Here is a 26517-nt window from a genome sequence, read left to right as displayed (position 1 = left end):
GCCTGCCATGACCGCCGTCCCGCTCATCGCACTGGACTCTGCCTCGGCCGTCGACGGCCGCCACATCCGGGCCGTGACCTTCCAGTCCGTACGCATGGAGTATCTGGGACGCGTGCTCGGGGAGCTGGACCTCGCGGCGGCAGGCAGCCGGGCGCTCGTCGTGGGCAGCGGACGCGGCGTCCTGGCCCGCGGCCTCTCCCGGCTCGGGTTCGAGGTCGTCGCCGTCGACCCGTCCCGCGCCGCGACGGCGCTCGCCACGGACGCGGACGAGGGTCTCGGCATCACCTACGGGACGACACCCGCCACGGAACTCGACTTCCCTGACGGCTCCTTCGATCTCGTGTACTGCGCCGACACCCTTGAGATCACCGAGAAGCCGGACGCTGTCCTCGCGGAGGCGACGCGCGTGCTGCGCCCCGGCGGCGCCTTCGTCTACGACACGGTGAACCGCACCCCCGTGTCCCGTCTCATCTACCTCGGCGCCTTCCAGGCCTTCCCGGGCACGCGCATCATGCCCCCCGGCCGCTATGCCGCACAGCGTCTGCGCCGCCCGGACGAGCTCGCCGAGGCCTTCGGCCGGGCCGGGCTTTCGACGCGCGGCGTCACGGGGTTCAAGCCGCGCAACGTACGGAGCCTGGTGCGGGCGACGCGCGGACGCAGGCGCGGCACGCTGACCGACGAGCAGCTGCCGGAGCTGGTCGACATGGAGCTCGAGCCCGAGGGCACCAAACCGCTGGTGACGTACTTGGGCCACGCGGTCCGCCGGGCATAGACGCGGTCCAGGACCCGCCGCCGTACCGCGTCCTGCAGTAATGACGCGGCTGCGTACGATGCGCCGATGATCGACAGCAGCTACTTGGCAGAAGGACCGCGGGTGGCCATACGCCGCCTGAGCCGCTCGGACTTCGCGGAGATCCATGCGCTGCGGGAGGAGAGCGCACCGATGCTCGCCCGCTGGCTCGGGGTGCGGGAGAACACGCGGGAGGCGTTCGACAGTTCGCTGGACCGGTTCGAGCAGCCCACGCGTGAGGGCCTGGTGATCTGCCTGACCGGCACCGGGCAGATCGTGGGCGGCGTCAACATCAACGACATCGTCAGGGGAACGCTGCAGAGTGGCGTACTGGGTTATACCGCGTACGCGTCGACGGCCGGACGGGGCTACATGACCGAGGGGCTCGGGCTCGTGGTGCGCTTTGCCTTCGACGAGTTGGGCCTGCACCGCCTTGAGGCCAACATCCAGCCGGACAATCTCCCCTCGTTGAAACTGGTCGAGCGCCTCGGGTTCCGGCGCGAGGGCTACTCCCCGGCCTTCCAGCACATCAACGGTGAGTGGTGTGACCACGAGCGCTGGGCGCTCACCGCTCAGTAGGGCCGTCCACCCGCTCCGAAGCCGCGGTACGCAGCGCGCTGCTCGAAGCGACGACCCGGCCTGCCTTGGAGCCCGAGAGCGCCGCGAGCGCGACCGCGGCCAGGGCGAGCACGACGCCCGCGACGGTGGCCGCCGTGACGTGCGTGTCGCCGTGCGGCAGCAGCAGGTCGAGGGCGAGTGAACCGACCAACTGACCGGTGATCGTGCACAGCCCGAGCAGCAGGACGCCGAGCTTCTGGACGGCGGCGACCGCGATGGTGATGAACGTGATGCCGACCAGTCCGCCGAGGTAGAGATACGGCTCGGTCGGCAGGCGGGACGGGACCCCGGCGGCCACGGCGTGCACCAGGAAGATCACGGTCAACGCGCCGGTACCGGCGACGAAGTTGAAGAACGTTCCCGCGTACGCGGAGCCCGCGGCGTTCTTCACATGCCCGTTGACGGCCTGCTGCCAACTCACGCACACGCCCGCCACCAGCGGCAGCACGAGCATCAAGTACGGGAATCCGCCGCCCAGTTTGTCCGCCATCGACAGGCCCACGGCCGCGAGCACGAGCACCGCCCCGACGACCCTGCGCCGCGTGGGCCGCTGCGGTCCGGCAGGACCGAGCCCCATCCGGTCGAAGAGCAGGCCCCCGGTGACCTGGCCCGCGACGATCGCGACCGTGAACAGCGCGACCCCCAGAGCCCCGACGGTCAGCCCCTGCGCGAGCAGGAAGGCAGCACCGCCGAAGCCGCCGAGCACCTGCCACCACTTGAGCCGCCTGCCGCGTACCTCCGCGAGCACCAGGCCGACCCCGCGGCGCGGCCCGCGCAGCACGAGGAGTCCGAGCGTCAGGACCACGAATCCCGAGCCGAACGAGATCACCGCGGCGGTGAATCCGTCGCCGCCGAGCCCGGCGGCGAGCTCACCGGTGATGCGCGCTTGCAGGGATATCAGGGTGCCGGAGAAGACGGCGAGGAGCAGCCAAGGGGCTGCGGCGGCGGGCATGTGCGGACAACCTCTGGGGAATCGGTGCCGGGCTTCGGTGGTGGGGTCCGGTCCTGGGCTTCGGGGCTTGGTTTCGGTGGTGGGTGGGGCTCTCAGCAGTTCCTTTCTAACTGATCACGGCGTCGTCGGGCAGGGCGGGACCGGATGACGAGACAGCGCAGAGGGGGGGCGAGGGCCGACCGAGGCCGAAGATCCGCAGGCTGTGCACGGCAGGGCCCTAGAGTGCGCTGTGTGTCGTCGTACAGCATTGGGCAGGCAGCGAAGCTCCTCGGCGTGAGTGCGGAGACCGTCCGGCGGTGGGCCGACTCCGGACGGCTGGACATGGACCGGGAGGGGCCGGGGAACCGGGCGATCGACGCGGTCGGTCTCGCCGCGTTCGCGCAGGAGCGGGCCCAGGGGATGCATCCGCTGCCGGAGAGCCCCGTGGCCACGTCCGTACGGAACGCGTTCGTCGGGATCGTGACCCGGGTGACGCTCGACGACGTCGCCGCGCAGGTCGAGATCCAGTCGGGACCGCACCGGATCGTCTCGCTGGTGACGCGGGAGGCCGTCGAGGAGCTCGGCATCGAGGTCGGCATCACGGTCACCGCGCGCGTGAAGTCGACCAACGTGCACATCGACACCCCTTGAACTCCTGCCCCGGCGCGCATCAGCGGCACAGAGGCACGGCGTGGAGATACCGGGCGTCGTACGGCGTGGTCTCCGCTTCACCGAGATGCCCGTGACCCGGGACCACGTCCGGCCGGCGATGGATCAGGGTCGCGTCAGCCGTGGCGCGAGATAGGGCGCGGTGGCGCTGTGTCGTGATCGGGCGACTTTCGCGGGTGTGCCGGTCGCCACGACCCGGCCGCCCGCGTCGCCGCCGCCCGGGCCGAGGTCGATGACCCAGTCGGCGGTGGCGATCGTGTCGAGGTCGTGCTCGACCAGGACGACGGTGTTGTCGGCGTCGACGAGCCGGTGCAGCTGGCGGAGCAGCAGCGCGATGTCCGCGGGGTGCAGGCCCGCGGTCGGCTCGTCGAGCAGGTAGAGCGCGTGGCCGCGGCGGGCCCGCTGGAGTTCGGTGGCGAGCTTGATGCGTTGTGCCTCGCCGCCGCTGAGCTCCGTCGCCGGCTGGCCGAGGCGCAGATACCCGAGGCCGACCTCCCGGAGCGTTTCGAGGCTTCGGGAGGCGGCGGGAACATCGGTGAGGAACGTGGCGGCGTCATCGACGGACAGCGCGAGGACGTCGGCGATGTGCTTGCCCCGGTAGGTCACTTCGAGCGTCTCGGCGTTGTACCGCGCGCCGTGGCACGTCGGGCACGGCGCATAGGTCCCCGGCAGGAACAGCAGCTCGACCGAGACGAAGCCCTCGCCCTGGCACGTCTCGCACCGCCCATCCGGAACGTTGAAGGAGAAGCGGCCGGGGGAGTAGCCGCGCGCCCTGGCCTCGTCCGTCGCCGCGTACAGCTTGCGTACCGCGTCGAACATCCCTGTGTACGTCGCCAGGTTGGAGCGGGGTGTGCGGCCGATGGGCCGCTGGTCGACCCGGACGAGGCGGTCGAACGATTCGAGCCCCTCCGCGTCCTGGACGTCGATCTCGAACTCCGCTTCGTCCGCGTCATCCGTCTCCTCGCGCTCCTCCGGCGCAAGGCCGAGGTGACCGCGCACGACCTCGGCGAGTACCTGCGTCACCAGGGTCGACTTGCCGGAGCCGGATACGCCGGTCACCGCCGTCAGCACGCCTAGCGGTACGTCGACGGAGACGTCCCGCAGGTTGTGGCGGGAGACGCCGCGCAGGTGCAGCCAGCCCTGCGGTTTGCGGGGACGGTGACCGACCGGCTCGGCGCGTCCGAACAGATACCGGCTGGTGGCCGACTCCTCGACCTTTTCGAGCCCGTCGACCGGCCCGCTGTACAGCACCCGGCCGCCCGCTTCTCCGGCGCCGGGTCCGATGTCGACGACCCAGTCCGCCCGCCGTACGACGTCCATGTCGTGCTCCACGACGAACAGCGAGTTGCCCGAGGCCTTCAGCCGGTCCAGGACGTCGAGCAGCGGCTCCGCGTCGGCGGGGTGCAGTCCCGCGGAGGGTTCGTCGAGCACGTAGACGACGCCGAACAGGCCCGAGCGCAGCTGCGTGGCGATCCGCAGGCGCTGTGCCTCGCCGGGGGAGAGCGTCGTCGAGCGGCGGCCGAGGCTGAGATAGCCGAGCCCGAGGTCGAGCAGCACCTCGACGCGCGCGACCACGTCGGCGCAGATGCGTACCGCGACCTCGGTGGTCTCCCCGGACCGGGCGGTCGAGGTGGCGGCCGAGGCCTCCGGCAGCTCCGCGACGGGACGCAGCAGGGCGGCGACCTCGGTAAGCGGCATCGCGTTGACCTCGGCGACGGAGCGGCCCGCGAAGGTGACCGCGAGGGCTTCGGGCCGCAGACCGCTGCCCTCGCACGCGGGGCAGGGGACACCTTGGACGAAGCGCATCGCGCGGTCGCGCATCCGCTGGCTCTTGGAGTCGGCGAGCACGTGCATGACGTGCTTGCGGGCGCTCCAGAATTTCCCGTAGTAGCCGTAATCGACACGTCCTGGTTCGGGCTCGATGAGAACGGACGGCTGCTCGTCGGTGTAGAGCAGCCACTCCTTGTCCTTCTTCTTGAGCCTGCGCCACGGCCTGTCGATGTCGATGCCCAGACCGCTCACGATGCTGCGCAGGTTGGCGCCCTGCCAGGCACCCGGCCAGGCCGCGATCGCGCCGTCACGGATGCTCAGCGCCGGATCCGGGACCAGCAACTCCTCGGTGACGTCGTGCACGGCGCCCAGACCGTGGCACTCGGGGCACGCGCCGGCCGACGTGTTGGGCGAGAACGCCTCGGCCTCCAGCCGTTCGGCGTCCGGTGGGTAGGTTCCGGCACGTGAGTAGAGGATGCGCAGCAGGTTGGACAGGGTGGTGAGCGTGCCGACCGTGGACCGCGAACCGGGCGTCCCGCGGCGTTGCTGCAGGGCCACGGCGGGCGGCAGCCCGGTGATCTCCTGCACGTGCGGAGCGCCGACCTGCTGCAGCAGGCGGCGGGCGTAGGGCGCGACGGACTCGAAGTACCGGCGCTGGGCCTCGGCGTAGAGCGTACCGAAGGCGAGGGAGGACTTGCCCGAACCGGAGACGCCGGTGAAGGCGACCATCGAGTCCCGCGGAATGTCCACGTCCACGTTCTTCAGGTTGTGCTCGCTCGCGCCCCGGACACGCACGCAGTGGTCAGCCGCATTTTCTTCCATGGCATGTCTCTTAACCGTTCCGAGCCGTGGCGGTTGGCCGCCACGCGAATGAAACGGGCCCGCTCGGGTGCCTGTCCGGTGGTCAGTTCTTCACGATGCGGCGGACATTTTCGATGCTTCCGCAGCCCGCCTCGAGGTGTTTGTCGCGTTCCCTGGTGAAGGCGGCGCCCAGTTCCTCCCGGCGTTCCATGGCCACGTTCTCGCGTGCGCCGTTGAGGATCGTGCGCTCCTCCTCGTCGGTGTGGTGGGCCACTGCCTCGACGAGCTTCTCCAGCTTTTCGTCCCAGTCGTCGGAGCCGACCTCGCTCACCTCCAGGAGGGCGAGGAGCGCCTCGTTGCCCTCCTCGTGTTCCTCGACGCCGTGTTCGACCTCGTCGTTGTCGATGTCCCGGTAGCGCCTGAGGGCGGGGTAGACCTCGGCCTCCTCGGCGAGCGCGTGCGCGATGAGCAGGTCGGCGAACTTCTTCAGGGCGTCGGCCCGTTCGGCCTCCACGCTGCGCATGTCGCGGAACAGGTCTTCCATCCGCCGGTGATCATCGAGAATCAGCTCGACGACGTCCGTGGTCGGTGCTGCCTTGTCCGGCATGTCGGGGCTCCTTCTCGGCAGGGGCAGGGCACAGAGGGCTCAGCGCTGTGAGCGGTTCCGTGGTGAGCCTTTTCGTGGTGAGCGACTGCGTACAGATACGTAGCGCGCTCACCGGCCCACGAGTTGCCTCGTGTACCCGGACGTCGCGTGTGTCACTCCTGCGGCCCATCGAAGCAGCGCGCCCCGAGTGCCGCCGGTGCTGCTCGGGGAACCGTGAGCTGATCAGCGAGAGCTGTGGGGAGAGCGGGCTCCGTGGAGGCCGAGGCCCGGCTCGTCGGTCAGGGCGATGTCGGCGGTGACGCGTTTGCCGCCCGGTTCGAGGTGGACGTGGAAACTCTGGGAGACGGCCCTGACGATCTCCAGGCCGTGCCCGCCGATCCTGTGCGGGTCCTCGGAGCGGGCGACGGGACGGGCGCGGACGCTGTCGTGCACGCTCACCGCCACCGTGGAGTCCATGATGCGCAGCTCCATCAGCATGGGCCCGGGGGCGTACTTGCGGGCGTTGGTGACCAGCTCGCTGACCACCAGCTGCGTCAGGTCCAGCGCGCGGGCGGAGATGTCCACGGCATGCTCCGTACGGGCGCGGGTGAGGAAGTCGAGCGCGAGATGGCGTGCTTCGGCGATGGAGCAGTCCCCCTCGTTCAAGGGGACGGCGACAGCCATGGGATGAGCTGCCAACGACCCCTCGCCGCCAATGCCGGCTGACTCCATTTCCTCTCCACCTTCGTCCCCGTGGCCCCGATTTCTGCTCACCTACCCTGCCGGACGCGAGACATTCTGCTCCGGCCCAGAGCGATAATCCGTTCGAGTGCGCGCATGCTCGGGCCCGCGCCGCAGCAGCGGGTGCGGTCGAGAACATGGTGACAGACACACGCCGAGGACACCCCGTGCTTCACCCTCGTACCCGTCGCGAGGGGCACCGGCGGCGCCGCGGACCGTCGGGGAAGCGGAGGAAGCAGTCGGCGGGGATTCTGCGACGATGTTCCTTATGACGGCACTGAGCAGGAACCATGTGACGGTGACCGGCCGCACCGGAGGGCCGGTGGTGATGCTGGCGCACGGGTTCGGGTGCGACCAGAACATGTGGCGGCTGGTGGTGCCGCTGCTGGAGCGGGACTTCACCGTGGTTCTGTTCGACCACGTCGGAGCCGGGCGCTCCGACCTGTCGGCGTGGAGCGAGCAACGCTATTCCTCGCTGGAGGGCTACGTGGAAGACGTGCTGGAGATCTGCCGTGAGCTGGAGCTCGGCCCGGTGACCTTCGTGGGGCACTCGGTGAGCGCCATGATGGGCGTCCTGGCCGCGGCGCGGGAGCCGGAGGCGTTCGCCGGTCTGGTCCTGCTCGCCCCGTCGCCGTGTTTCATCGACGATCCGGCAGCCGGCTATCGCGGCGGGTTCAGCCGCGAGGACATCGATGAACTCCTCGGCTCGCTGGAGGCGAACTACCTGGGCTGGTCGGGTGCCATGGCTCCGGTGATCATGGGCAATCCGGAGCGGCCGGAGCTGGGCGAGGAGCTGACCAACAGCTTCTGCCGCACCGATCCGGACATCGCCCGCGTCTTCGCCCGTGTCACTTTCCTGTCCGACAACCGTGAGGACCTCGCCGCGGTCGGCGTTCCCACGCTGGTCGCGCAGTGCTCCAGTGACGCGATCGCACCCCCGGAGGTCGGAGCCTTCGTACGCGACCGGATCCCCGGAAGCCGTCTCGTCACGCTGAACGCGACCGGGCACTGCCCCCAGCTCGCCGCGCCGGAAGAGACGGCCGCCGTACTCACCGACTTCGTCGGAACCGCGCGATGATGAGCAGGACCAGCGACGGGGGGAACGGCGAGCCCCCGGATCCCGGGGGCCGGCCCGACGACGAGCAGGCGGCGTTCTCCGCGCTGCTGGAGGACAGCGCCGAGGATCTGTACGAGCACGCGCCGTGCGGCTACCTCTCCACCCTCCTCGACGGCACCATCGCCAAGATCAACATGACGCTGCTCGACTGGCTCGGGTACGCCCACGACGAGCTGGTGGGCCGCAAGTCGTTCTCCGACCTGCTGACCGTGGGCGGTCGGCTCTACCACGAGACGCACTTCGGCCCGCTGCTGCGCATGCAGGGCGAGGTCAGAGGGGTCGCCCTGGAACTCAAGGCGGCCGACGGCAGGCGCCTGCCCGTCCTGGTGACCTCCACGGTCAAGACCGGCGGTGACGGACAGCCGCTGTTGATCCGCACCACGGTCTTCGACGCCAGAGACCGCCGCGCCTACGAGACGGAGCTGCTGCGCGCCCGGGAACAGGCCGAGCGTGAACGCGCAGAACTCCAGCGACTCAACGCCGTCCTCCAGCAGACGCTGCTGCCCCCGGCGCTGGTGAGCGTGCCCGGCCTGGAGGTGGCCGCGCACTACCACATCGCCTCCACCGACATGGTCGGCGGCGACTTCTACGACCTCTTCCCTCTCGCCGCGGGGACCTGGGGGCTGTTCCTGGGAGACGTGTGCGGCAAGGGCGCCGCCGCCGCGGCCATCACCTCGCTGGCCCGCTACACCCTGCGTGCCGCAGCCGTCTACGATCCCGATCCGGCCGCCGTCCTGCGCAATCTCAACACCGTCCTGAACCACGAGTACAACGGTGACGATCCGCGCTTCTGCACGGTCATCTTCGGACTGCTCACCCCCGACGCCGAGGGGGGCGGCTTCCGCGTCACCCTGGCCAGCGGCGGCCACCCCCCGGCCCTGCTCCTGCGCGCCGACGGAAGCGCCGACTACCTGCCCACCCCGGGTGGCCAGCTCGTCGGGGTCCTGCCCGACGCGCACATCGCCACCACGACCATCTGTCTCGCGGCAGGCGACACCCTGCTGCTGTACACGGACGGCCTCACCGAAGCCCACACGGCGTCGAACAGCGAGGACGAGCGCTATGGGGACGAAGCCCTCCTCGACTTCGCCCAGGCCCTGGCACCGACGACCGCGCCGGGCGCCGTCGCCGCGATCCGTGACCTGCTCGACACCTTCGGTACCGGAGTCGACGACGACACCGCCGTCCTCGCGATCAGCGTGCCCGCACACACCGGTGACGACCACGACTGACGCGCGGGAGCCGGTTCAGCGGGCCGTCGCCCGCAGTGTTTCCAGGGCGCGGTCCGCGTGGGTGCTCATGCGGAACTCGCTGCGGACCACCTCGAGTACGCGCCGGTCGGTTCCGATGACGAAGGTGGTCCGCTTGGTCGGCAGGGGGCCGAAGCCGCGGGCCACGCCGAACCGGCCGCGTACCACTCCCTCCGGGTCGGACAGCAGCGGGAACCCGAACGTGTGCAGCCCCGCGAACTCGCGCTGGCGCTCGACGGCGTCCGAGCTGATCCCCACCGGCCTGGCGCCCACGGCCGCGAACTCGGCTGCCAGGTCCCGGAAGTGGCACGCCTGGGCGGTGCAGCCGGGGGTCATCGCCGCCGGGTAGACGAACACCACCACCGGGCCTTCGGACAGGAGCGACGAAAGGGACGTGGGCGTGCCCGTCTCATCGGGCAGGGTGAAGTCCTCGACGAGGGAGCCGACTTGCACGCGGGTCATCGCTGGGCTCCTTGGCCTGGGTGAAGCGGGCGAGAGTGAAGGGCGGGCACGGGGGTCTCCTGACGGCTCGGCGGCACGGGCAGCGTGGCCGCGATACTACTCGGCGGTAAGGAGGGGGCGGTCCGGCGGTCCGAGCCCCTGGGGCGGCCCTGGCGCCCCAGGGACTCGACGCGGGCAGCGCACGGTTCGCACGCTGCCCGCGGTCATGCCGCCTGAGCGTGCCCGGTGCCGAACTCTCCGCGGGTGGCCTCCGCGCGGACACGGGCACAGCTGGTGGTGATCAGGCGGGAGACGTGCATCTGCGAGATGCCGAGCTCCTCGGCGATCCTGCTCTGCGTCATGTCCTCGAAGAAGCGCAGGTACAGGATGGTCCGCTCACGCTCCGGCAGCCGCCGCAGACCGGTCTTGGCGGCCTCCCGGTCGGTGATGCAGTCGTAGGCGGGGTCGGGCGCCCCCAGTGTGTCGGCCAGGCTGAATCCATCGGGGTCGGCGGAGACTTCGGCGTCCAGCGACAGGGCGCTGTAGCTCGACATGGCCTCCATCCCCTCACGGACCTCATCCTCGGTCAGCTCCGCACGCTCGGCGATGTCGGCCAGGCTGGGCTCGGCGTCGCTGCCCGGTCGCTCCAGGAGCTCCCGGCGCGCGACCCGGACCTTGTTGCGCAGCTCCTGCACGCGGCGGGGCACCCGCACGTCCCACATGCGATCGCGGAAGTGCCGGCGCAGCTCTCCGGTGATGGTGGGCACGGCATAGCTCTCAAAGGCCCCGCGCTCGGGCTCGAATCGCTTGACGGCCTTGATGAGGCCCATGGCGGCAACCTGCCGCAGGTCCTCGAGGTTCTCGCCCTTGTTGCGGAAGCGGCTGGCCAGCCGGTGTGCCATGGGCAGCCAGGCCGTCACGATCTCCTCGCAGAGCAGGTCGAACTCGGGCCCGCTGTCCAGCGTGGCCAGATGCGCGAAAGCCGACTCGGTGTCGGGAGCGTCGTCATGGATGTGCTGGGTTCCCGTACGACGACGGGCCGTGGGCGCGGCGAGATCGGTAAGCATCAGGAATTGCTCCTCAGGCGGTGGACGAACAAGTGACCGCGGAGAAACGGGACGGCCCGGGGCCGGGCATCCGACGGGAGAGGGCATACCGCTCCCCGCGAATGCGCCTCCGGTCCGAAGCACGAAGTCCGCCTGCCCCTGGACTCGGTGGGGAAACAAACGGGAGTCGTGCGCCCGCGTACGAAACCGTGGGCGAAGGCCCGCGGAACGGTCCGCGCGCACCCGCGGGCCGATGAATCACCCGCCTCTTTCCGGGTACCTGAGGGTCTCGGGTGCCTGAGGGCACGCACCGCCCAGAAGGGCGCGCACCGCCAAGTCGCCTGGCTCGCCACCGCCCGAACCGTCGACATGCGAGCCGCACGGTGACCGAGAACGATGGTGACCAAGAACCATGCGGGCGGGACGAACAGCCCGGCCACGTGGAACTCGCCGATGAGAAGGGTGCAGGGCATGCCTGCTGGATCCAGTAAGAAGCGTGAACGCCAGTACGAGCACATCAAGGACAGTGCCGAGGACCGCGGGGCCTCGACGAAGCGCGCCAAGGAGATCGCCTCCCGGACGGTGAACAAGGAGCGGGCACGTTCGGGAGAGTCGAAGACGGCCAGCAAGACGTCCACGGGGGACAAGAAATCGGCGTACGAGCGGGGCGGGGAGCGTTCGCACAGCGGTGCGCAGGGCCCGACCAAGGATCAGCTGTACGCCGAGGCCAAGAAGAAGAACATCGAGGGCCGTTCGTCCATGAACAAGAAGGAACTCAAGCAGGCCCTCGGGCGCTGAGCCGTCGGACGCGGGCTTCGTCGATCGGCCGCGTCTGGGTGCGGCCGATCGACGGAGGGCGTGCGTTGTTACCGGAGCGCTTCGTCCGAGAGCAGGGAGTCGTCGGCGAGGCGGGCGCCGGGCAGGTGATGGCTCGCGGCCACCAGGGCGGCGTCGATGTCACTGGTACCGGTGGCCAGGCACAGGCTGTAGGCGACGTCTTCGTACTCCTGGCGGCCTTCGGCGCCTCCCTGGTCGGCCCGCAGCACGGCCAGGGCCTTGTAGCGTTCCAGCAGGTCTGCCAGGACCACCGGGTGTGCCAGCAGCATGAACATCCTCTTTCGGGGGTGCGGTTCTCGGGGGGTGCGGTGCGGACCTCGTATGAGGGGGTGTCAGGCCAGCATTCCCCTGCGGAGCTTGTTGAGGGTGCCGGTGAGAAGACGGGAGATGTGCATCTGGGAAACGCCGAGTTCGACCCCGATCTGCGACTGCGTCATCTCCTGGCCGAAGCGCAGTTCAAGGATGCGGCGCTCCCGCTCGTCGAGTTCGTCGAGGAGCGGTGCCAGCGCGTGCAGATTCTCCACCGCTTCCATGGCCGGATCCGGTTCACCCATCACATCGGCCAGCGTCCGCGTCGGCGTGGCCGCGCTCTCACCGCCGTCGGTGGGTGCCTCAAGGGAGCCGGCCGTATAACCGTTGGAGGCGATGAGGCCGTCGATGACCTCTTCCTCGGTGATGGACAGGTATTCGGCGAGTTCCTTGACGGTCGGGTCATGGTCCAGATGGGCCGAGATCTCCTCCTTGGCCTTGGCGAGCTCCACACGCAGCTCCTGGAGCCGGCGCGGCACGTGCACGGCCCAGGTGGTGTCACGGAAGAACCGCTTGATCTCGCCGAGGATGTAAGGCACCGCAAAGGTGGCGAACTCGACCTCACGACTGAGATCGAACCGGTCGATGGCCTTGATGAGGCCGATGGTGCCGACCTGGATGATCTCTTCCATGTCGCCGTTGCCGCGGTTGCGGAACCGGCGGGCCGCGAAGTGCACCAGCGTCAGGTTCATCTCGATAAGGGTGTTGCGCGCGTACTGGTATTCGTGCGTGCCTTCTTCCAAGGTCTGCAGCCGGTCGAAGAACAACTTCGACAACGCGCGGGCATCCTTCGGGGCGACCTTGTCCGTGTCCTCTATCCACGGGAGCGCACCCTCGACGGCAGTCGCCTGGCCCATCTCCGGGATCTCGCCCGAGGCCGCGGTCCCGTCCGCGTGGACGGTCTCGGCAGCCTGTTCAGAGATCAGTGACATGTCTCTACCTCCCCTGGTCTACGAAGCTTCCTCGTACCGCCCCTGCCCCGACTCATGGCAGGCATGTGCGTTGAACCAAATTTTCTTGCTGTGGGGAAATAGTTGTCTCCATGCATCGTACGATGTGGGAGGTTGCCCGGCTTCAGCCAGGCATCGCCCAGACCTGACAGCCCCAGCCACCGGAGTGACTCCTCGGGCGCACCGTGTTGGACTGGAGTCATGTCCCCGGACGCCGAAGGCCGACGGACCGGGGATGCTGTCGGCCGGGTCAATTCGGCGTGGCTAAACGAGAAGCAGGATCACGTGGACAGATTCGCTGCCGTCGAGCGGGAGCTGCGCAACGCGGCGCCCCATTTGCTGCTCGATGTCGTGACGGGGGCGTTGCGGGAGCAGTACGGGGTCGAAGAGGCGGAACTGCGGCTCGCCGACTACGGCTTGACCACCCTCCAGATGGTGGAGGACGTGCCGTTCGTCTCCGAGTCGGTACCCATCCAGGGCAGCCCGCAGGGCAGGGCGTTCGGCGCCCAGGAACCATGTGTCGAGTCCAAGGTCGTGGACGGCATGGCGACCATCCATCTGCCGGTGACCGTCCGGGGAGACCGGATGGGCGTGCTCACCGTCACCATCCCCGAAGAGCGCCATGACCAGGCCCACCTGCCGGAGATGCAGCGCATCTGCGAGGCGCTGGGCCACGAGATCCTGGTCGCCGAGCGCGACACCGATCTGTACCTCCTCGCGCGCAGGGCCGCCCGCCTCACGCTGGCCGCCGAGATGCAGTGGCAGCTGCTGCCGGGTCGCTCGGTGACGCGTCCGGAGTTCCAGCTGGGCGCCCACCTGGAGCCCGCGTACGCGATCTTCGGTGACAACTTCGACTGGTCGGTCTCGCCGCGCCACCTCACGCTCACCGTGACCAATGGAATGGGCCACGGGATGGAGGCGGCGCTGCTCACCAACCTCGTGGTGAACGCGCTGCGCAACGCCCGCCGTGCGGGACTCGACCTTCCCGGCCAGGCGAGCCTCGCCGACCAGGCCGTGTACGCGCAGTACCGGGGCGAGCTGCATGCCTCCGTCCTGCTCCTGCGTTTCGATCTCGCCACCGGCGAGGTGGAGGTCGTCGACGCCGGATCGCCTCGCATGTGGAGGTACCGGGGGCGGGCGGTCGAATCCGTCGACTTCGACGCGCAGCTTCCGCTGGGGATGTTCGAGGAGACGGCCTACGTCGTGGAGCGCCTGCAGCTGGAACCGGGCGATCGCATCCTGGTGAGCAGCGACGGCGTCTACGAGAGCGTCTCGAAGGCGGGGGAGCGGTACGGGGAGCGGGCGCTCGCGCGGTCCCTGTCGGCGCATCGACTGCTGCCCGCCGCGCAGGTGCCGCAGGCGGTGCTGCGTGATCTCGCCGAGTACCGCGGTCCGCTGCCCCTTGACGACGACGCTCTGGTGGTCTGCCTCGACTGGTTCGGGCGGTAGCAGACGGCGCCGACGCGGTGTCATGAGCGGAGAATGAGCCGGCCTGAGCGCTCAGTGGTCCGGTCTGTCCGGTCTAGCCGACCGAGCGCCAGGTTCTGGCTCTGTCGTCGTCCTGCTCGGACGCGATGGCCACGTCACGAAAGCCCCGGAGCCCTTCGAGCAGGGCGCGGCGCGCTTTGGGCGGCATGGCGTCGATGGTGGCCATCAGTATGCTCTCGCGCCGCTTGCGGAGGTCGGCGAGGTACGCCCTGCCATGGCTGGTCAGCCGAAGCTCCAGTTCCCTTCGGCTGACCGGACTGGGTGTTCGTTCGATCAGGCCCGTGGCCTGCAGCCGGTCGCACAGGCGGCTCACCGAGGGGGGAGCCGACCCCAGGGCCTCGGCGAGCATCCGCAGATTGATGCCCTCATCGCGGTCCAGTGCGTACAGGACGCGCAACTGGGACGGCGACACGGGCCCGGTCGGGACGGCCTCACGTCCCTGTTCCCACATGACTTCCAGCAGTTCGATGAACTCGGAACCCGCGTGAGCCGCATCCCCGGAGCTGTGATCGGGTTCGGGACTCAGACCCATGTCGATGACACTCCGATCGGCGTTGTCTCACTCGTACATCTTGCCACCGGGGCACGGTCCACACATCGTGACCGGATCGGCCTGCAAGGACACGCAGGTCGCGAAGCTTCCCTCAGATGACGGGCACGGTGCGACGGGGGCACCGGTGGAGCACGCGGCACCGGATCGCATCTCGGCACGGGCGGTTGTGCGACGAAGCATAGTGGAAACCGGCCCGGGCTTCGCTGCCGAGGGGGTGTGCGTACGGTCCGCGACGGGGGACACGGACCATACGCACACGTACAGAAGCTACGAGAAGAGCGAACCTCGTTCTTGGAGCATTTCGTTGATGCGGTGCTGGACGGTGTCCTTCACCTCGGTCGCCGACTTCTCCACCACCAGCGGATCGTCCGCGGCGCCGGGGGGAAATCCATCGGTAGGTACGGGTGGATCGAAGCGGATGGTCCATTTCGTCGGGACCAGTATCGGCCCGAGCACCCCGAAGAGGGGAAATGTGGGCGTGATCGGGGCCGGAAGCTCCGGCCCGCAGTGCGTCCACGACATGCTCGTCGGTGTCGTAGGTGGTCAGCACGAGCACGCCGACCCCCGAAAGATCCGGATCCCCGGCGATCAGCCGGGCGGCCTCGATGCCGTCGGGCTCCGGCATCTGCACGTCCATCAGGACGAGGTCGGCACGCGCGCTCCGGGCCAGCAGCACGGATTCCCGCCCGGTCGCGGCCTCACCGACGACGCTCATGTCGGGGGCGGAGGCGAATGGTCTGGCGAAGGCGGACCGCACCAGCGTCTGGTCGTCGGCCAGCACGACCCGGATCGGTTGCGCCGCCGAGCTCATCCGCGCACCCCCGGACCTTCCGCGCTTTCCGGGTCTTTTGGTCCGGGCACGTCGAGGGGGAGGCGAGCACGGACCGCGAACCCCGAACCGTCGCTGCTGGGTGCGGCGGTGAGCGTCCCGCCCACGCTGCGGGCGCGTTCCCGCATTCCTGTCAGACCGAACCCGGCCGCCGCGCCGGTGACACCACCGGTCGTGCGCTCCGGAACCTTCGGGCCGCTGTTGTTGAGGACGACGACACGCAACGCCTCGCCGTCCGCGGTGTGTTCGACCGTCACCCACACATGGACGCCGTGGCCGGCATGCCGCACGGCGTTCGTCAGGGCCTCCTGAACGATGCGGTACGTGGCGGCCCCCACGGCGGCGGGCACCGGCCTCTCGGGCGAGTCGTGCCCCTGCCGCGCCGCCGCGTCCCGCACGTCGAGCACGACGTGGGCGCCGGTCGTCCGCGCCGTCCGCACCAGGTCGGTCAGCCCCGCGATGTGCGGCAGCCGCCGTCCGTCCTGGGGGTCCGTGGCAGCCGTCCCGGCGGGGCCGCCCGCAGGGCCGGGAGAGTCGGAGTCACCCTTCCGCAGCGTCACGAGCGTGGTCCGGAGCTCACCGCGTGCGCTGCGGCACGTCTCGGCGATGCCCTCCAGCGCCTCGGCGACGGACGCGCGATCGAGCCTGCCGGGATCCTCGACGAGCAGATGGGCCGCCACCGAGGTCTGCACACCGATCAGCGTGATGCTTTGCGCGAGCAGATCGTGCAGGTCGCGTGCGACCCGCAGGCGCTCCTCGGCGACGCGCCGGGCGGCTTCCTCCTCACGGGTGTGCTCGGCGTGCTCGGCGCGGTCGATGAGCGCGTCGACATAACGGCGGTGGACGCGCAGGGCCTCGCCGATCACCGCGACGGCGACCAGCCAGCCGGCGTCCCGGAACATGCCGGGCACGGCCTGCGCCTGCCCCACCGCGAGCGCGGCGGCCGTCATGAGCAACAGCGTGCCGCCGAGAGTGAGCAGGCTCCGGATCGGGGGTCCTGCGACGGCGAGGTGGAACAGCACGACGACACCCACCGGGAGCGCCGCGGTGTGCGTGTAATCGAGCAGGTGGTACGGGGCGTTGAGCACGAGGACGGTGACGGCGGCGAACCACACCGCACGCCTGCGCAGGAGCAGCACCAGCGGCATGGCCGTCAGCAGGGCCCAGCCCCACACGTCGGGTGCCCGCCCGTTCTGGGTGGCGGGCAGCACGGCCAGGAGGGTCTGGAGGAGCAACAGCGAGGCGACCACCGCCACATCGCGCGCGGCGGTGTGCGGCACCGCCGCCCGCCGGGGGAGGAGCGTGTGCGCGATGGCTCTGGCGATCGGGTCCTCGATTGTGCTCACGGCACCATCCTGGATGACGTCGCTGTTCCCCGGAGCAACTCCTGTACCGCATGGCGGGATCTGGCGCGTTGCCGGGTGCGGGAGCCCGGCAGGGGGCGGGCCGGCGGTGCTCTTCGTGGCATGGGCCGTCCCCGCCGGTCGGAGCCCCATCCGCGCCTCTCCTCATCCCTGGTCGTCACCGGAACCGGCCCCGCACGCGGCACCTCCTCGGTGGCGATCACTCCCCAGCCGGGATCCGCGGGCAGGCTGCACCGGCTCACGGGCCCGGAGGCGCATTGGGGTCACCTCGCGGACGCGTCCGCGAGGAAAGAGGCGGAGGAGCCGGTGTAGCAGGCGTCGACGCTCGGTGACACCGCCCGCGGGTGACAGAGGACGGATTACGCGGGTGCGTACTGGGAACCCGGCGGCGCGGGGCATGCGTCCGGCGGACTCCGGGAGGCGTGTGATCCGGCACGCCGTTACGTTGAGCGTGGCCGGTGACGCATCCGATGACGCGCCACGCCCTTCGTCCGGTCCGCCGGGGGCGAACGCCGCCGTGCCGGTCCGCCGCCCCGACCTCAGGACCGGCCGTCATCCTCGGAAGGAGCACCCATGGGCGACCCCGCGGTGAACGCGGCCCCAGCCGCCGAACCGGCCTCCGCTGCCGAACTGCAGGCACTGGAACGGTATTGGAGGGCGGCGAACTACCTCTCGGTGGGCCAGATCTATCTGATGGACAACGCCCTGCTGCGGCGCCCCCTCGCGGCGGAGGACATCAAGCCACGCCTCCTTGGCCACTTCGGCACCTCGCCCGGGCTCAACCTGGTGCACGCCCACCTCAACCGCGTCATCAAGGCGCGGAACCTGGACACCGTCTGCATCTGGGGGCCAGGGCACGGCGGGCCCGCGGTGCTTGCCAACTCCTGGCTGGACGGCACGTACACCGAGACGTATCCCGACATCACCCGCGACGAGGAGGGGATGACCCGGCTCTTCCGCCAGTTCTCGTTCCCCGGCGGGGTACCGAGCCATGTCGCCCCCGAGACGCCCGGCTCCATCCACGAGGGCGGCGAACTCGGCTACTCCCTCTCGCACGCCTACGGCGCCGCGTTCGACAATCCGGACCTGCTGTCGGTGTGCGTCATCGGCGACGGAGAGTCCGAGACCGGACCGCTGGCCGCCTCCTGGCACTCCAACACCTTCCTGGACCCGGTGCACGACGGCGCGGTGCTGCCCGTCCTGCACCTGAACGGCTACAAGATCGCCAACCCGACGATCCCGGCCCGGCTGCCCGAGGACCAGCTCGACGCCCTCATGCGCGGATACGGGTACGAGCCGGTGCACGTCACCGGCGACGACCCCATGACCGTCCACCGGGCCTTCGCCGCCGCCCTCGACCGCTGCCTCGACGGCATCGCGGCGATCCAGCGCGAGGCCAGGGCAGGCGGCGAGAGCGAGCGCGCCAAGGACGCCGCCGGACCCCGCTGGCCCATGATCGTGCTCCGTACCCCGAAGGGCTGGACCGGCCCCAAGACGGTGGACGGCAAGCAGGTGGAGGGCACGTGGCGCGCGCACCAGGTGCCGCTGTCCAACGTCAGGGAGAGCGACGAGCACCGTCACCAGCTGGAGGAATGGCTGCGCTCCTACCGGCCCGAGGAACTGTTCGACGCCCAGGGGCGCCCCGCAGCCGGGCTCCTCGACATCGCCCCGCAGGGCACCCTGCGCCTCGGCGCCAACCCGCATGCCAACGGCGGGCTGCTCCTGCGCTCGCTCCCGCTGAAGCCGCTGGAGGGGTTCGCGGTCGACGTGGACAAGCCGGGCGCCACCATGAACGAGCCGACGCGGGTGCTCGGCGGCTACCTGCGCCAGGTGATGGCCGACACCGCCGAGCGGCGCGACTTCCGGCTCGTCGGCCCGGACGAGACCGCCTCCAACCGGCTCGACGAGGTCTACGGGGCGTCCGGAAAGGCCTGGCAGGAAGAGATCCACGACGTGGACGAACACCTCACGCGGCACGGGCGGGTGATGGAGATCCTCTCCGAGCACACCTGCCAGGGCTGGCTGGAGGGCTATCTGCTGACGGGCCGTCATGGCCTGTTCTCCTGCTACGAGGCGTTCGTGCACATCGTCGACTCGATGGTCAACCAGCACATCAAGTGGCTGCGTACCACCCGCGAGTTGTCCTGGCGGGCGCCCATCGCCTCGCTGAACTACCTGCTCACCTCCCATGTGTGGCGCCAGGACCACAACGGCTTCTCGCACCAGGACCCCGGCTTCATCGGACACGTGCTCAACAAGAGTCCGGAGGCGGTACGGGTCTACCTGCCCCCGGACACCAACACGCTGCTGTCCACCGCCGAGCACTGCCTCGCCTCACGTGACTACGTGAACGTGATCGTGGCCGGCAAGCAGCCCGGCTTCGACTGGCTGAGCCTGGACGAGGCGCGCGCCCACTGCGCGCGGGGCGCCGGGGTGTGGACCTGGGCCGGCACGGAGGCCCCCGATCAGGAGCCGGACGTCGTACTGGCCTGCGCCGGGGACGTGCCCACCCTGGAGGTGCTCGCGGCCGCGAGCCTGCTGCGCACCCACCTGCCGGACCTCGCGGTGCGCGTGGTCAACGTGGTGGACATCGCGCGGCTGCTGCCGGAGGGCGAGCACCCGCACGGCATGCCGGACGCGGAGTTCGACGCGCTGTTCACCCGCGACAAGCCGGTGATCTTCGGATTCCACGGCTACCCCTGGCTGGTGCACCGCCTTGCCTACCGGCGCGCGGTCCACCCGAACCTGCATGTCCGCGGCTACAAGGAGCGCGGCACGACGACGACACCCTTCGACATGGTGGTCGCCAACGACCTGGATCGCTTCCGCCTGGTGATGGACGTCATCGACCGGGTGCCGGGCCTCGGCGTCCGCGCTGTCGAGGCACGCCAGTGGATGCAGGACGCGCGGCTGCGCCACCACGCCTACGTACGCGCGAACGGCGTGGACCTGCCGGAAGTGCGGGACTGGTCCTGGCAGGACTGATCCCCCCGCCGCCTCTTGATCCATACTCTTCCCTGGTTGCTCAGGGGAGGGGTTGGTCATGCGGCGCGACAGGGCGAGGGGCGCATCAGGCGTGGGAAGGGTGGTGCGAGCGGTGACGGCGGCTGCTGCCGTCGTCACCGCCGGCTTGCTGGCCGGCTGTTCCTCGGACGACTCCGACTCCGCGCGGGACGAGGAGTTTCGGCACACCTACTGTTCCGCGCTGGGGAGTTGGCAGCAGGAGAAGAGCGAGGCGCCGGGCACCGACGGCTTCGGCGGATATACGGTCGTCGCTGCCGCGAAACGGCTGAACCGGGAGGGGCTTGACCGCGAGGGCAGCCACATCCTCGATGACACCGCGATGGCGGTCGGCGGTGACACCGCCGCCGAGGGGCGTGCCGTCTCCTACTGCGACGACTCCGGTTACGAGACCCTGATGAAGGCGGGCTAGTTCTCGGATCTCAGAGCCATGCCGTCGCCAGCCAGACGGTCACGGACGCGGTGAGCAGGAGCGTGATGTTGAGGGCGATGTCGCGGTCGCCGCGGCGCAGGTGCACCCTGGTCGCGCCGATCTGCAGGACCACGAAGCCGATGGCCGCGGCCAGGGCCAGCCAGGGTGCGATGCCGGTCAGCGGCGGCAGGATCAGCCCGATCGCGCCGAGCACTTCGGTCACCCCGATGGCCCGCACGGCCGGCATCGGCGTGCTGTCCACCCAGGCCATCATCGGTCGGAGCTGCTCGCGGCTCCGGACCACCTTCACCCCGCCCCCGTAGAGGTAGAACAGGGCGAGCAGGCCGGCGACGGTCCAATAGGCGATGTTCATGATGTCCGGCCCTCAGGCGAAGTCGGTGGCGGGCTCGGTGGCATAGCGGCTCATGACTTGGATGTTCGCCTGCGGGGTCAACGGCTGGCAGCCCGCGATCATGGCCTGCAGATCCCGGAAGTACTGCACGTACAGGTCAGGCGTGAAAGTGCTGACCATGACGGCCGGTTGATCGGTCGTGTTGGCGAACGTGTGCGGCGCACCGGGCGGGACCATCACGAGCGACCCCGCGGTCGCGTCGTAATGCTGCTCGCCGACCGTGAAGCGCACCGTGCCGGAGACCACGTAGAAACCCTCGTCGTGCTGGGCGTGACGGTGTTGCGGCGGTCCCGGCGTGTGGGGCGCGAGGACCGATTCGGCGAGCCCGATGCGGTGCCCGGTGTTGCTGCCGTCCTCCAGGACGCGCAGCCGTGTGGTGCCCAGGACGATGGTCTCGCCCTCGTCGGGGCCGACCACTGATACGGAGGCGACAGGAGCCGGCTCACTGGTTCTCGCTTCGTCAGTCATGCCTTGATTCCACCGCCACGGCACCGCGACCGTCCAAGACCCGTTCCACGCCACCGATACCCCACGGGTATCGTCGCAGCATGGAGCTACGCACCCTGCGCTATTTCGTGGCGGTCGCCGAGGAACTCCACTTCGGCCGGGCCGCCGTCCGGCTGCACATGAGCCAGCCGCCCCTGAGCCGGGCGATCAAACGGCTGGAGACCGAGGCCGGCGCCGCGCTGTTCGAGCGCTCGCCCTCCGGCGTCACCCTCACCGCCGTGGGCGCGGTGCTGCTCGACGAGGCGCGCGCCCTGCTGGACCAGGCGGACGTGCTGCGCGTACGCGTCGCCGCCGCGGCCGGCGCCGCGACCATCACCGTCGGCATCCTGGGGGACAGCGCCGACCCGGGCGTGACCCGTCTTGCCGGGGCCTACCGCCGACGGCACCCGGAGGTCGACGTGCGCATCCGCGAGGCCGATCTGACCGACCCGACCTGCGGGCTCCATGCCGGTCTCGTCGATGTCGCCCTGACCGGGGGCCGTTCGACGAGACGGGCCTGGCCGTGCACGAGCTGCGCGCCGACCCGGTGGGCGCACTGCTGCGAGCCGACGATCCGGCGGCCCGCCGCGACAGCCTGAAGCTGGCCGACCTGACCGGCCGCCGGTGGTTCGTCTTCCCGGCGGGCACCGACCCCCGGTGGCAGGCGTACTGGAACGGCGGAGAGCCGCGCGAAGGCCCGGTGGTGCGCGCCGTCGCGGAATGCAGGCAGGCCGTTCTCTGGAACGGAACCGTCGGCATGACGCTCCTGGACCACGAGCCGGGGGACGGGCTCACCGTGGTGCCGGTGATCGACATGCCGCCGAGCCGCGCGGTGGTGGCGTGGAACGCCAGCGACACGAATCCGCTGATCCGCTCCTTCGTCCGGATCGCGATCGCCGCCTACCGGGACTGAGTACGCAGGGACGCAGCGAACTGAGGCCGAGTACGCGGGGCATGGCGAGCGGCGCCGTCGAATATCGCGTGCCGTGGCGCCGGTGAACGTGCAGACTCGCCCCCATGGCGGACATGCGGGCGTTCCGGGACGCGGTGACCGACTGGGCGGCCGGCGGGCCCGGCGGGCCGGCGAGTGAGCTGGCCCAGCAGGTGGGGGTGCGGACGGCGGTGCTCCTCGAAGGGCCGAGCGACCTCGAAGCCGTCGAGGCGCTGGCCGCGCGGCGCGGCCGGGACCTGTCCGCCGAGGGGGTGTGCGTCGTGTCGATGGGCGGGGCGATGAGCATCGGCCGCTACACCGAGCTGCTCGGGCCGCCCGGCCTCGACCTGCGTCTTGCGGGCCTGTGCGACGTGGGCGAGCGGCGCTTCTACGACCGCGGTCTGGAGCGGGCGGGCGTGCCGGGCCGGGACTTCTTCGTGTGCGTGTCGGACCTGGAGGACGAACTCATCCGCGCGCTGGGCACGGCGAGGGTCGAGGAGACCGTCCGGGCCGAGGGTGACGAGCGGGCCTGGCAGACCTTCCTGCACCAGCCCGCACAGCACGACCGGCCCCGGCACCAGCAGTTGAGACGCTTCCTCGGCACGAAGAAGGGCCGCAAGATCCGCTACGGCCGCCTCCTCGTCGAGGCCCTCGACCCCGCACTGACACCGGCACCGCTCGACGACCTCCTCACGAGCCTGTGAGCCCCCACGTGGCCTGCTGAGCAGGGCACCCGGACGGCCCCTGCGCACACCCTGCACACCCGGCGTCCCCCGTTCCGCCCTGCCGGTCGTGCCTGTGCTGGGACAATGTGCGGCACCAGCCAGGGCGCGGCGGACGGGGGCGCGACGGATGAGGTACTGGCGGCGCGGGATATGGGTAGGGGCAGCGCTGGGGACCGGCGCGCTGGCTGCGGTGACGGTACGGGACCGGAGCCTCGAGGGCGTGGGCCCTCTCCTTTCGGTCCTGGGTTTCCTGGTGTCGTTGGCGGGGCTCCTGCACACGACGGTGCGGCCCGCCGTCGTCCTGTCGCCCGCCGAGCGGTTGGACCGGGCCGCCGATGCCCTCGCCGACGCGGTGCGCGCCCAGTGGCAGGCCGAGTGGCGGCTGCGCAGGCTCCAGGACCCGGAGCCGCTCGCCGTGCGCTGGTCGTCCGCGCAGCCCTGGCTCTCCGATCTCGACGAGGCCGTCGGCTGGCCCGCCCGGGACGCCGAACGCCCCGACCTGTCCGGCCGCCTCTCCGAGATCACCCAGGTCTTCGGGTATGTGCCCTCGCGGCGCCTTGCCGTGCTCGGACAGCCCGGCAGCGGCAAGACGGTGCTCGCGGTGCGCTTCACCCTCGACCTCCTGGAACGCCGGAGCGCGGGTGACCCGGTGCCGTTCCTGTTCCAGGCGGCGAGCTGGCAGCCCGACCAGCAGGACCTGCGCCAGTGGCTGGCGGACCGCATCGTCGCCGGACACCCGGGGCTTGCGGTTGACGGGCCATCAGGCGACATGCTGGCCAAGGAACTTGTCGCCACGGGGCGCATCCTCCCGGTCGTGGACGGGCTCGACGAACTGGGCGGGCCGTCGCGTACGCGCGCGATCTGGCGGCTCAACACCGAACTCGACGCCGGTGACCCGCTCTTCCTCACCTGCCGCAGCGGCGTCTACTCCGACGTCGTCGAGGCCGGGGACGTCCTCACGTCGGCCGCCGTCGTCGAACTCCAGCCGCTGGGTTTCGAAGAGGCCGCCGGGTACCTGACCCGCACCGCCCGCCCCGTGCGCGGGCCCGGCGGCGCGCGTGCCACGGCCTGGGACCCGGTGCTCGAACACGTCAGACGCCACCCCGACGATGCGGTGGCTCGCTGCCTGCGCCAGGTTCTGGAACTGCCCCTGATGGTGGCGATGGCGCGCGCCGTGTACGGCGATACGAGCGTCGATCCCGCCGAACTGCTGCGCCGCCGCGAACTCGCCGAACCGGGCGCCATGGAGAAGCACCTGCTGGACGCGTTCGTCCCCGCGTCGTTCCGCACGTCGGCCCGCTGGGACGGCGCCGACGCGATGCGCCGACTCCGCTTCCTGGCCCGGCACTTGGAGCGCCGGGGCACCCGCGACCTGGCCTGGTGGGAACTGCACCTGGCGCTGCCGGGTCCGCTGCGCCTGCTCGGCCCCCTGCTGCTGCTCGGCGCGGTCGGGGAGATCCTCTGCCTCACCGTGTGGCTGGCGGGGCAAGGTGCCGCGGCACCGGTGGTGGCGGCCGCGATCCTCACCGGCCTGTGCGCGGGGTACGCGGTCCTCGCGCGCGAAGGCGCGGGCCTGCGGCGCACGCTGCTGCTGTCGCTCGCCTGCCTGATCCCGCTCGCGGCGACCGTCGGAGCGGCACGCCCGCTCTCCCGGGACCCCTACTTCGACGTTCCGTTCGCCGGTATGCAGGAGCTTCTCGGCTGGCTGACCGTCGGCGCGCTGTACGGCGTGGCGGTGGCGGCGGGGCTCGGCGTCATCGGCGTCACGGCTGCTCCCGCGCCGGCGACGATGCCGTTCCCCGTCCTGCGCACCTGGCGCCACCGGCGATGGCTGTGGAAGACGGTGGCAGCCGTCTTCGTGGCGCTCCCCGCCGTGCTCCTCACCGACCTGCTCGTGTACCCGGTCTCGCGGACGACCCTGCTGACCGTCGCGGCCGTCGCCGCCGCGCTGGGCGCCTTCGCCGTACGCGGAGAGGGGGCGACGGCCGTCGCGACCGGCAACCCACCGCGTCGCTGGTACGGACCGGGTCAGGCGGGCAGACTCGGCAGGGCCGTTGCCCGCGGGCTCGGCGTGGGGTTGGCGGCGGGGGCCGTGCTCGGCCTGGTCTTCGCGCTCGTGGTGGGCGGTACGGCCGCGGGGAGGGCCGCGATGCGCGACGACTTCCCGTTCGGAGCGACGGTCCACCGCTCGGCCGACGCCGGTCGCTACGTGGTGGCGGACGACGGCACGCGCTTCGGGGTGCGTCCGGACGGCAGGACGTACATCCGCCGGGCGGGCCCTCTGAGAGGGGCCGTCGTCCCGGAGTGCTACGGGCAGGGCCCGGTCTTCGTCCCCCGGAGCACGGGCCCGGAGGCCGATCCGTGCGGAGGCGGCGAGGGTCACGGCCAGGACGGCGGGAAGCGGGCGAGCGTCACGGCCGTCATGGACGTGACCGCGGGCACCCTCGAAACGGGTGCCGTACGCGTTCGACTGCCGGACGGCCGTGTCGTGGCGGCCGGCGGCCTGGCGCACGACCTGGACGACACGCAGTGGCAGTGGCTCACCCGGCAGAGCCCCGGCCAACTCATGGGCTCCGCCTTGTCGTTCGGTCTCGCGGGCGGTCTCGGCCTCGGATTCGTGGCGGGGTTCGCGGCGGGGCTGCACCGCTGGCTCGGTGCGCCCGTCGACACGTCCCGTACGCCGAGCCCGCTGGCCAGCCTCCGCACGGACCGGGACACGGGGCTGGTCCGCGGATTCCTGATCACGCTGGTGGCCTGGCTCTGCGCTCTGTTCGTCGCCGTGCTGCCCCTGGGCGCGGCGGTCGCGACCGTCGTGGTCATCCCGACAGGCCTCGTCACCGTCGCCCTGTCCGCATGGGGGCGTCTCCTCACGGCCCGCCTGTGGTTCTGCTCGACCGGCCGGCTGCCCTGGCGGCTGATGGCCTTCCTCGCGGAGGCACATGAGCGGGGCGTGCTGCGACAGGCGGGGGCCGTCTACCAGTTCCGGCACGCGCGGCTACAGGAACGCCTTGCTTCCACGGACGCCGACGCGGGCGGGGATGGGGACGGCGAGGGCCGTTGAGGGTTGAGGGGTGTCCGCGTCAGAAGGGCATGCGGCCACGGGTGCGCCGACCGGCGGAACCGCTGCGGCCCACGGCCTTGGAGCTGCTGCGGAACGGCTTGCTGAAGAGCCGGCCCAGGATGCCCGGGGCCTTGCTGCCGGCGCGTGAACCGGCTCCCAGGGTGCGCTGGGTGCCACGCTCGGGGTGCCGGGAAAGGCGTGGCAGGAAGAAGGCGAGGACGGCCAGAACGATACAGACAGCGACTATGCCGACAATGATCATGAAAGGCTCCCTGTGTCGAGGCGTGTCGAGGCGTCCCTGCCGGGTGCCCTGTCGCGCGAGGTGTATGCACGAGGCCCCGACCGTCCCCACCGCCCTGGCAACCCCGCCCCCACCACC

Annotated in this window: 26 protein-coding genes and 2 pseudogenes; 13 read left to right on the top strand and 15 right to left on the bottom strand. The window is 70.7% G+C overall.

The genetic code is table 11. From position 1 onward, the window contains the following. The first annotated feature begins 7 nt into the window (after window positions 1-7). Window positions 8-772 (top strand): methyltransferase domain-containing protein, encoded by a 765-nt coding sequence (locus tag AB0E78_RS12200; protein WP_361831033.1) that lies wholly within the window; start codon window positions 8-10, stop codon window positions 770-772. A gap of 66 nt (window positions 773-838) precedes the next feature. Continuing rightward, window positions 839-1369, top strand: coding sequence for a GNAT family protein (locus AB0E78_RS12195; protein ID WP_361831030.1), 531 nt, complete (start codon window positions 839-841; stop codon window positions 1367-1369). Here AB0E78_RS12195 and AB0E78_RS12190 read toward each other — a convergent pair. Continuing rightward, complete coding sequence (locus AB0E78_RS12190) at window positions 1356-2360, bottom strand: DMT family transporter (protein WP_361831027.1); 1005 nt, start codon at window positions 2358-2360, stop codon at window positions 1356-1358. The genes AB0E78_RS12195 and AB0E78_RS12190 overlap by 14 nt on opposite strands. Before the next feature lie 231 nt (window positions 2361-2591). On the opposite strand from AB0E78_RS12190, the gene AB0E78_RS12185 reads away from it, so the two are divergent. Then, the gene (locus tag AB0E78_RS12185; protein WP_361831024.1) at window positions 2592-2990 is read left to right on the top strand and encodes a TOBE domain-containing protein; all 399 of its coding nucleotides are present in this window, start codon (window positions 2592-2594) and stop codon (window positions 2988-2990) included. A 123-nt stretch (window positions 2991-3113) separates the two neighbouring features. On the opposite strand, the gene uvrA is transcribed toward AB0E78_RS12185, so the two are convergent. The 3 genes from uvrA to AB0E78_RS12170 all read right to left on the bottom strand — a co-directional run bounded on the left by uvrA (window position 3114) and on the right by AB0E78_RS12170 (window position 6849). After that, the gene (uvrA, locus tag AB0E78_RS12180; protein WP_361831021.1) at window positions 3114-5600 is read right to left on the bottom strand and encodes an excinuclease ABC subunit UvrA; all 2487 of its coding nucleotides are present in this window, start codon (window positions 5598-5600) and stop codon (window positions 3114-3116) included. Window positions 5601-5682: 82 nt separating this feature from the next. After that, the gene (locus AB0E78_RS12175; RefSeq protein WP_361831019.1) at window positions 5683-6186 is read right to left on the bottom strand and encodes a hemerythrin domain-containing protein; all 504 of its coding nucleotides are present in this window, start codon (window positions 6184-6186) and stop codon (window positions 5683-5685) included. 222 nt (window positions 6187-6408) lie between these two features. Beyond that, window positions 6409-6849: an ATP-binding protein gene (locus AB0E78_RS12170; RefSeq protein WP_361831016.1), complete on the bottom strand. Its 441-nt coding sequence runs from the start codon at window positions 6847-6849 to the stop codon at window positions 6409-6411. 325 nt (window positions 6850-7174) lie between these two features. Between AB0E78_RS12170 and AB0E78_RS12165 the strand changes: the two genes are divergently transcribed. Together AB0E78_RS12165 and AB0E78_RS12160 are read left to right on the top strand one after the other, a co-directional pair. Beyond that, the gene (locus AB0E78_RS12165) at window positions 7175-7984 is read left to right on the top strand and encodes an alpha/beta hydrolase (protein WP_361831013.1); all 810 of its coding nucleotides are present in this window, start codon (window positions 7175-7177) and stop codon (window positions 7982-7984) included. Beyond that, window positions 7984-9255 (top strand): SpoIIE family protein phosphatase, encoded by a 1272-nt coding sequence (locus AB0E78_RS12160; RefSeq protein ID WP_361831010.1) that lies wholly within the window; start codon window positions 7984-7986, stop codon window positions 9253-9255. Before AB0E78_RS12165 ends, AB0E78_RS12160 begins: the two co-directional genes overlap by 1 nt. A 15-nt stretch (window positions 9256-9270) precedes the next feature. On the opposite strand, the gene AB0E78_RS12155 is transcribed toward AB0E78_RS12160, so the two are convergent. Next, complete coding sequence (locus AB0E78_RS12155) at window positions 9271-9735, bottom strand: peroxiredoxin (RefSeq protein WP_361831007.1); 465 nt, start codon at window positions 9733-9735, stop codon at window positions 9271-9273. Window positions 9736-9938: 203 nt separating this feature from the next. Continuing rightward, window positions 9939-10781 (bottom strand): SigB/SigF/SigG family RNA polymerase sigma factor, encoded by an 843-nt coding sequence (locus AB0E78_RS12150; RefSeq protein WP_361831004.1) that lies wholly within the window; start codon window positions 10779-10781, stop codon window positions 9939-9941. 450 nt (window positions 10782-11231) lie between these two features. Between AB0E78_RS12150 and AB0E78_RS12145 the strand changes: the two genes are divergently transcribed. Further along, window positions 11232-11558: a plasmid stabilization protein gene (locus AB0E78_RS12145; RefSeq protein WP_361831001.1), complete on the top strand. Its 327-nt coding sequence runs from the start codon at window positions 11232-11234 to the stop codon at window positions 11556-11558. 68 nt (window positions 11559-11626) lie between these two features. Here the strand turns inward: AB0E78_RS12145 and AB0E78_RS12140 are convergent, their stop codons facing one another. Continuing rightward, window positions 11627-11866 (bottom strand): DUF5133 domain-containing protein, encoded by a 240-nt coding sequence (locus AB0E78_RS12140; RefSeq protein WP_361830999.1) that lies wholly within the window; start codon window positions 11864-11866, stop codon window positions 11627-11629. 63 nt (window positions 11867-11929) lie between these two features. Then, on the bottom strand, window positions 11930-12763 hold the full coding sequence (locus tag AB0E78_RS12135; protein WP_361831742.1) for an RNA polymerase sigma factor SigF: 834 nt from the start codon (window positions 12761-12763) through the stop codon (window positions 11930-11932). Between the two features lie 378 nt (window positions 12764-13141). On the opposite strand from AB0E78_RS12135, the gene AB0E78_RS12130 reads away from it, so the two are divergent. Then, entirely contained in the window at window positions 13142-14305 is a 1164-nt protein-coding gene (locus AB0E78_RS12130) for a PP2C family protein-serine/threonine phosphatase (protein WP_361830997.1), read from the top strand. Window positions 14306-14378: 73 nt separating this feature from the next. Here AB0E78_RS12130 and AB0E78_RS12125 read toward each other — a convergent pair whose 3' ends face one another. The 4 genes and pseudogenes from AB0E78_RS12125 to AB0E78_RS12110 all read right to left on the bottom strand — a co-directional run bounded on the left by AB0E78_RS12125 (window position 14379) and on the right by AB0E78_RS12110 (window position 17072). Further along, entirely contained in the window at window positions 14379-14876 is a 498-nt protein-coding gene (locus tag AB0E78_RS12125; protein WP_361830994.1) for a MarR family transcriptional regulator, read from the bottom strand. Between the two features lie 288 nt (window positions 14877-15164). Beyond that, window positions 15165-15419 carry a hypothetical protein gene (locus AB0E78_RS12120; RefSeq protein ID WP_361831799.1) on the bottom strand — a complete coding sequence of 85 codons (255 nt, stop codon included), beginning with the start codon at window positions 15417-15419 and terminating at the stop codon, window positions 15165-15167. After that, a pseudogene (locus tag AB0E78_RS12115) lies at window positions 15385-15708 on the bottom strand (response regulator transcription factor); the annotation flags it as partial. The gene AB0E78_RS12120 and the pseudogene AB0E78_RS12115, both read right to left, overlap by 35 nt. Further along, window positions 15705-17072: a histidine kinase gene (locus tag AB0E78_RS12110; RefSeq protein WP_361830991.1), complete on the bottom strand. Its 1368-nt coding sequence runs from the start codon at window positions 17070-17072 to the stop codon at window positions 15705-15707. The gene AB0E78_RS12110 and the pseudogene AB0E78_RS12115, both read right to left, overlap by 4 nt. A gap of 120 nt (window positions 17073-17192) precedes the next feature. On the opposite strand from AB0E78_RS12110, the gene AB0E78_RS12105 reads away from it, so the two are divergent. The 3 genes from AB0E78_RS12105 to AB0E78_RS12095 all read left to right on the top strand — a co-directional run bounded on the left by AB0E78_RS12105 (window position 17193) and on the right by AB0E78_RS12095 (window position 20523). Further along, on the top strand, window positions 17193-17402 hold the full coding sequence (locus AB0E78_RS12105; protein WP_361830989.1) for a hypothetical protein: 210 nt from the start codon (window positions 17193-17195) through the stop codon (window positions 17400-17402). A 261-nt stretch (window positions 17403-17663) separates the two neighbouring features. Next, a complete protein-coding gene (locus AB0E78_RS12100) occupies window positions 17664-20075 on the top strand; it encodes a phosphoketolase family protein (protein WP_361830988.1) in 2412 nt (803 codons plus the stop codon). 112 nt (window positions 20076-20187) lie between these two features. Further along, window positions 20188-20523 (top strand): hypothetical protein, encoded by a 336-nt coding sequence (locus AB0E78_RS12095; protein WP_361830985.1) that lies wholly within the window; start codon window positions 20188-20190, stop codon window positions 20521-20523. Window positions 20524-20533: 10 nt separating this feature from the next. Here the strand turns inward: AB0E78_RS12095 and AB0E78_RS12090 are convergent, their stop codons facing one another. Both AB0E78_RS12090 and AB0E78_RS12085 read right to left on the bottom strand, forming a co-directional pair. Beyond that, window positions 20534-20896, bottom strand: a complete 363-nt coding sequence (locus AB0E78_RS12090; RefSeq protein WP_361830982.1) for a DoxX family protein — start codon at window positions 20894-20896, stop codon at window positions 20534-20536. Window positions 20897-20908: 12 nt separating this feature from the next. Beyond that, complete coding sequence (locus AB0E78_RS12085; RefSeq protein WP_361830980.1) at window positions 20909-21403, bottom strand: cupin domain-containing protein; 495 nt, start codon at window positions 21401-21403, stop codon at window positions 20909-20911. Between the two features lie 80 nt (window positions 21404-21483). Between AB0E78_RS12085 and AB0E78_RS12080 the strand changes: the two are divergent. The 3 genes and pseudogenes from AB0E78_RS12080 (at window position 21484) to AB0E78_RS12070 (ending at window position 26138) form a co-directional block, all read left to right on the top strand. After that, window positions 21484-22334 (top strand): annotated as a pseudogene (locus AB0E78_RS12080) (LysR family transcriptional regulator). A 104-nt stretch (window positions 22335-22438) separates the two neighbouring features. Further along, complete coding sequence (locus AB0E78_RS12075) at window positions 22439-23056, top strand: TOPRIM nucleotidyl transferase/hydrolase domain-containing protein (RefSeq protein ID WP_361830977.1); 618 nt, start codon at window positions 22439-22441, stop codon at window positions 23054-23056. A 241-nt stretch (window positions 23057-23297) separates the two neighbouring features. Further along, window positions 23298-26138, top strand: coding sequence for an NACHT domain-containing protein (locus tag AB0E78_RS12070; RefSeq protein WP_361830974.1), 2841 nt, complete (start codon window positions 23298-23300; stop codon window positions 26136-26138). Window positions 26139-26157: 19 nt separating this feature from the next. Here AB0E78_RS12070 and AB0E78_RS12065 read toward each other — a convergent pair whose 3' ends face one another. After that, window positions 26158-26400, bottom strand: coding sequence for a DUF6411 family protein (locus tag AB0E78_RS12065; protein ID WP_361830971.1), 243 nt, complete (start codon window positions 26398-26400; stop codon window positions 26158-26160). Window positions 26401-26517 lie beyond the last annotated feature (117 nt).

Source organism: Streptomyces sp. NPDC032198 (assembly GCF_040636975.1).
Classification (GTDB): Bacteria; Actinomycetota; Actinomycetes; order Streptomycetales; family Streptomycetaceae; genus Streptomyces.
The sequence above is the reverse complement of the archived record's forward strand: the minus strand, read 5'-3'. Positions and strand labels throughout refer to the sequence as shown.

Coding starts and splice junctions, on each gene's coding strand:
- AB0E78_RS12200 (WP_361831033.1), top strand. CDS start 8: ATGACCGCCGTCCCGCTCATCGCACTGGACTCTGCCTCGGCCGTCGAC.
- AB0E78_RS12195 (WP_361831030.1), top strand. CDS start 839: ATGATCGACAGCAGCTACTTGGCAGAAGGACCGCGGGTGGCCATACGC.
- AB0E78_RS12190 (WP_361831027.1), bottom strand. CDS start 2,360: ATGCCCGCCGCCGCAGCCCCTTGGCTGCTCCTCGCCGTCTTCTCCGGC.
- uvrA (WP_361831021.1), bottom strand. CDS start 5,600: ATGGAAGAAAATGCGGCTGACCACTGCGTGCGTGTCCGGGGCGCGAGC.
- AB0E78_RS12175 (WP_361831019.1), bottom strand. CDS start 6,186: ATGCCGGACAAGGCAGCACCGACCACGGACGTCGTCGAGCTGATTCTC.
- AB0E78_RS12170 (WP_361831016.1), bottom strand. CDS start 6,849: ATGGCTGTCGCCGTCCCCTTGAACGAGGGGGACTGCTCCATCGCCGAA.
- AB0E78_RS12165 (WP_361831013.1), top strand. CDS start 7,175: ATGACGGCACTGAGCAGGAACCATGTGACGGTGACCGGCCGCACCGGA.
- AB0E78_RS12160 (WP_361831010.1), top strand. CDS start 7,984: ATGAGCAGGACCAGCGACGGGGGGAACGGCGAGCCCCCGGATCCCGGG.
- AB0E78_RS12155 (WP_361831007.1), bottom strand. CDS start 9,735: ATGACCCGCGTGCAAGTCGGCTCCCTCGTCGAGGACTTCACCCTGCCC.
- AB0E78_RS12150 (WP_361831004.1), bottom strand. CDS start 10,781: ATGCTTACCGATCTCGCCGCGCCCACGGCCCGTCGTCGTACGGGAACC.
- AB0E78_RS12145 (WP_361831001.1), top strand. CDS start 11,232: ATGCCTGCTGGATCCAGTAAGAAGCGTGAACGCCAGTACGAGCACATC.
- AB0E78_RS12140 (WP_361830999.1), bottom strand. CDS start 11,866: ATGCTGCTGGCACACCCGGTGGTCCTGGCAGACCTGCTGGAACGCTAC.
- AB0E78_RS12135 (WP_361831742.1), bottom strand. CDS start 12,763: ATGGGCCAGGCGACTGCCGTCGAGGGTGCGCTCCCGTGGATAGAGGAC.
- AB0E78_RS12125 (WP_361830994.1), bottom strand. CDS start 14,876: ATGGGTCTGAGTCCCGAACCCGATCACAGCTCCGGGGATGCGGCTCAC.
- AB0E78_RS12120 (WP_361831799.1), bottom strand. CDS start 15,419: ATGTCGTGGACGCACTGCGGGCCGGAGCTTCCGGCCCCGATCACGCCC.
- AB0E78_RS12105 (WP_361830989.1), top strand. CDS start 17,193: ATGGGCCGTCCCCGCCGGTCGGAGCCCCATCCGCGCCTCTCCTCATCC.
- AB0E78_RS12100 (WP_361830988.1), top strand. CDS start 17,664: ATGGGCGACCCCGCGGTGAACGCGGCCCCAGCCGCCGAACCGGCCTCC.
- AB0E78_RS12090 (WP_361830982.1), bottom strand. CDS start 20,896: ATGAACATCGCCTATTGGACCGTCGCCGGCCTGCTCGCCCTGTTCTAC.
- AB0E78_RS12085 (WP_361830980.1), bottom strand. CDS start 21,403: ATGACTGACGAAGCGAGAACCAGTGAGCCGGCTCCTGTCGCCTCCGTA.
- AB0E78_RS12075 (WP_361830977.1), top strand. CDS start 22,439: ATGGCGGACATGCGGGCGTTCCGGGACGCGGTGACCGACTGGGCGGCC.
- AB0E78_RS12065 (WP_361830971.1), bottom strand. CDS start 26,400: ATGATCATTGTCGGCATAGTCGCTGTCTGTATCGTTCTGGCCGTCCTC.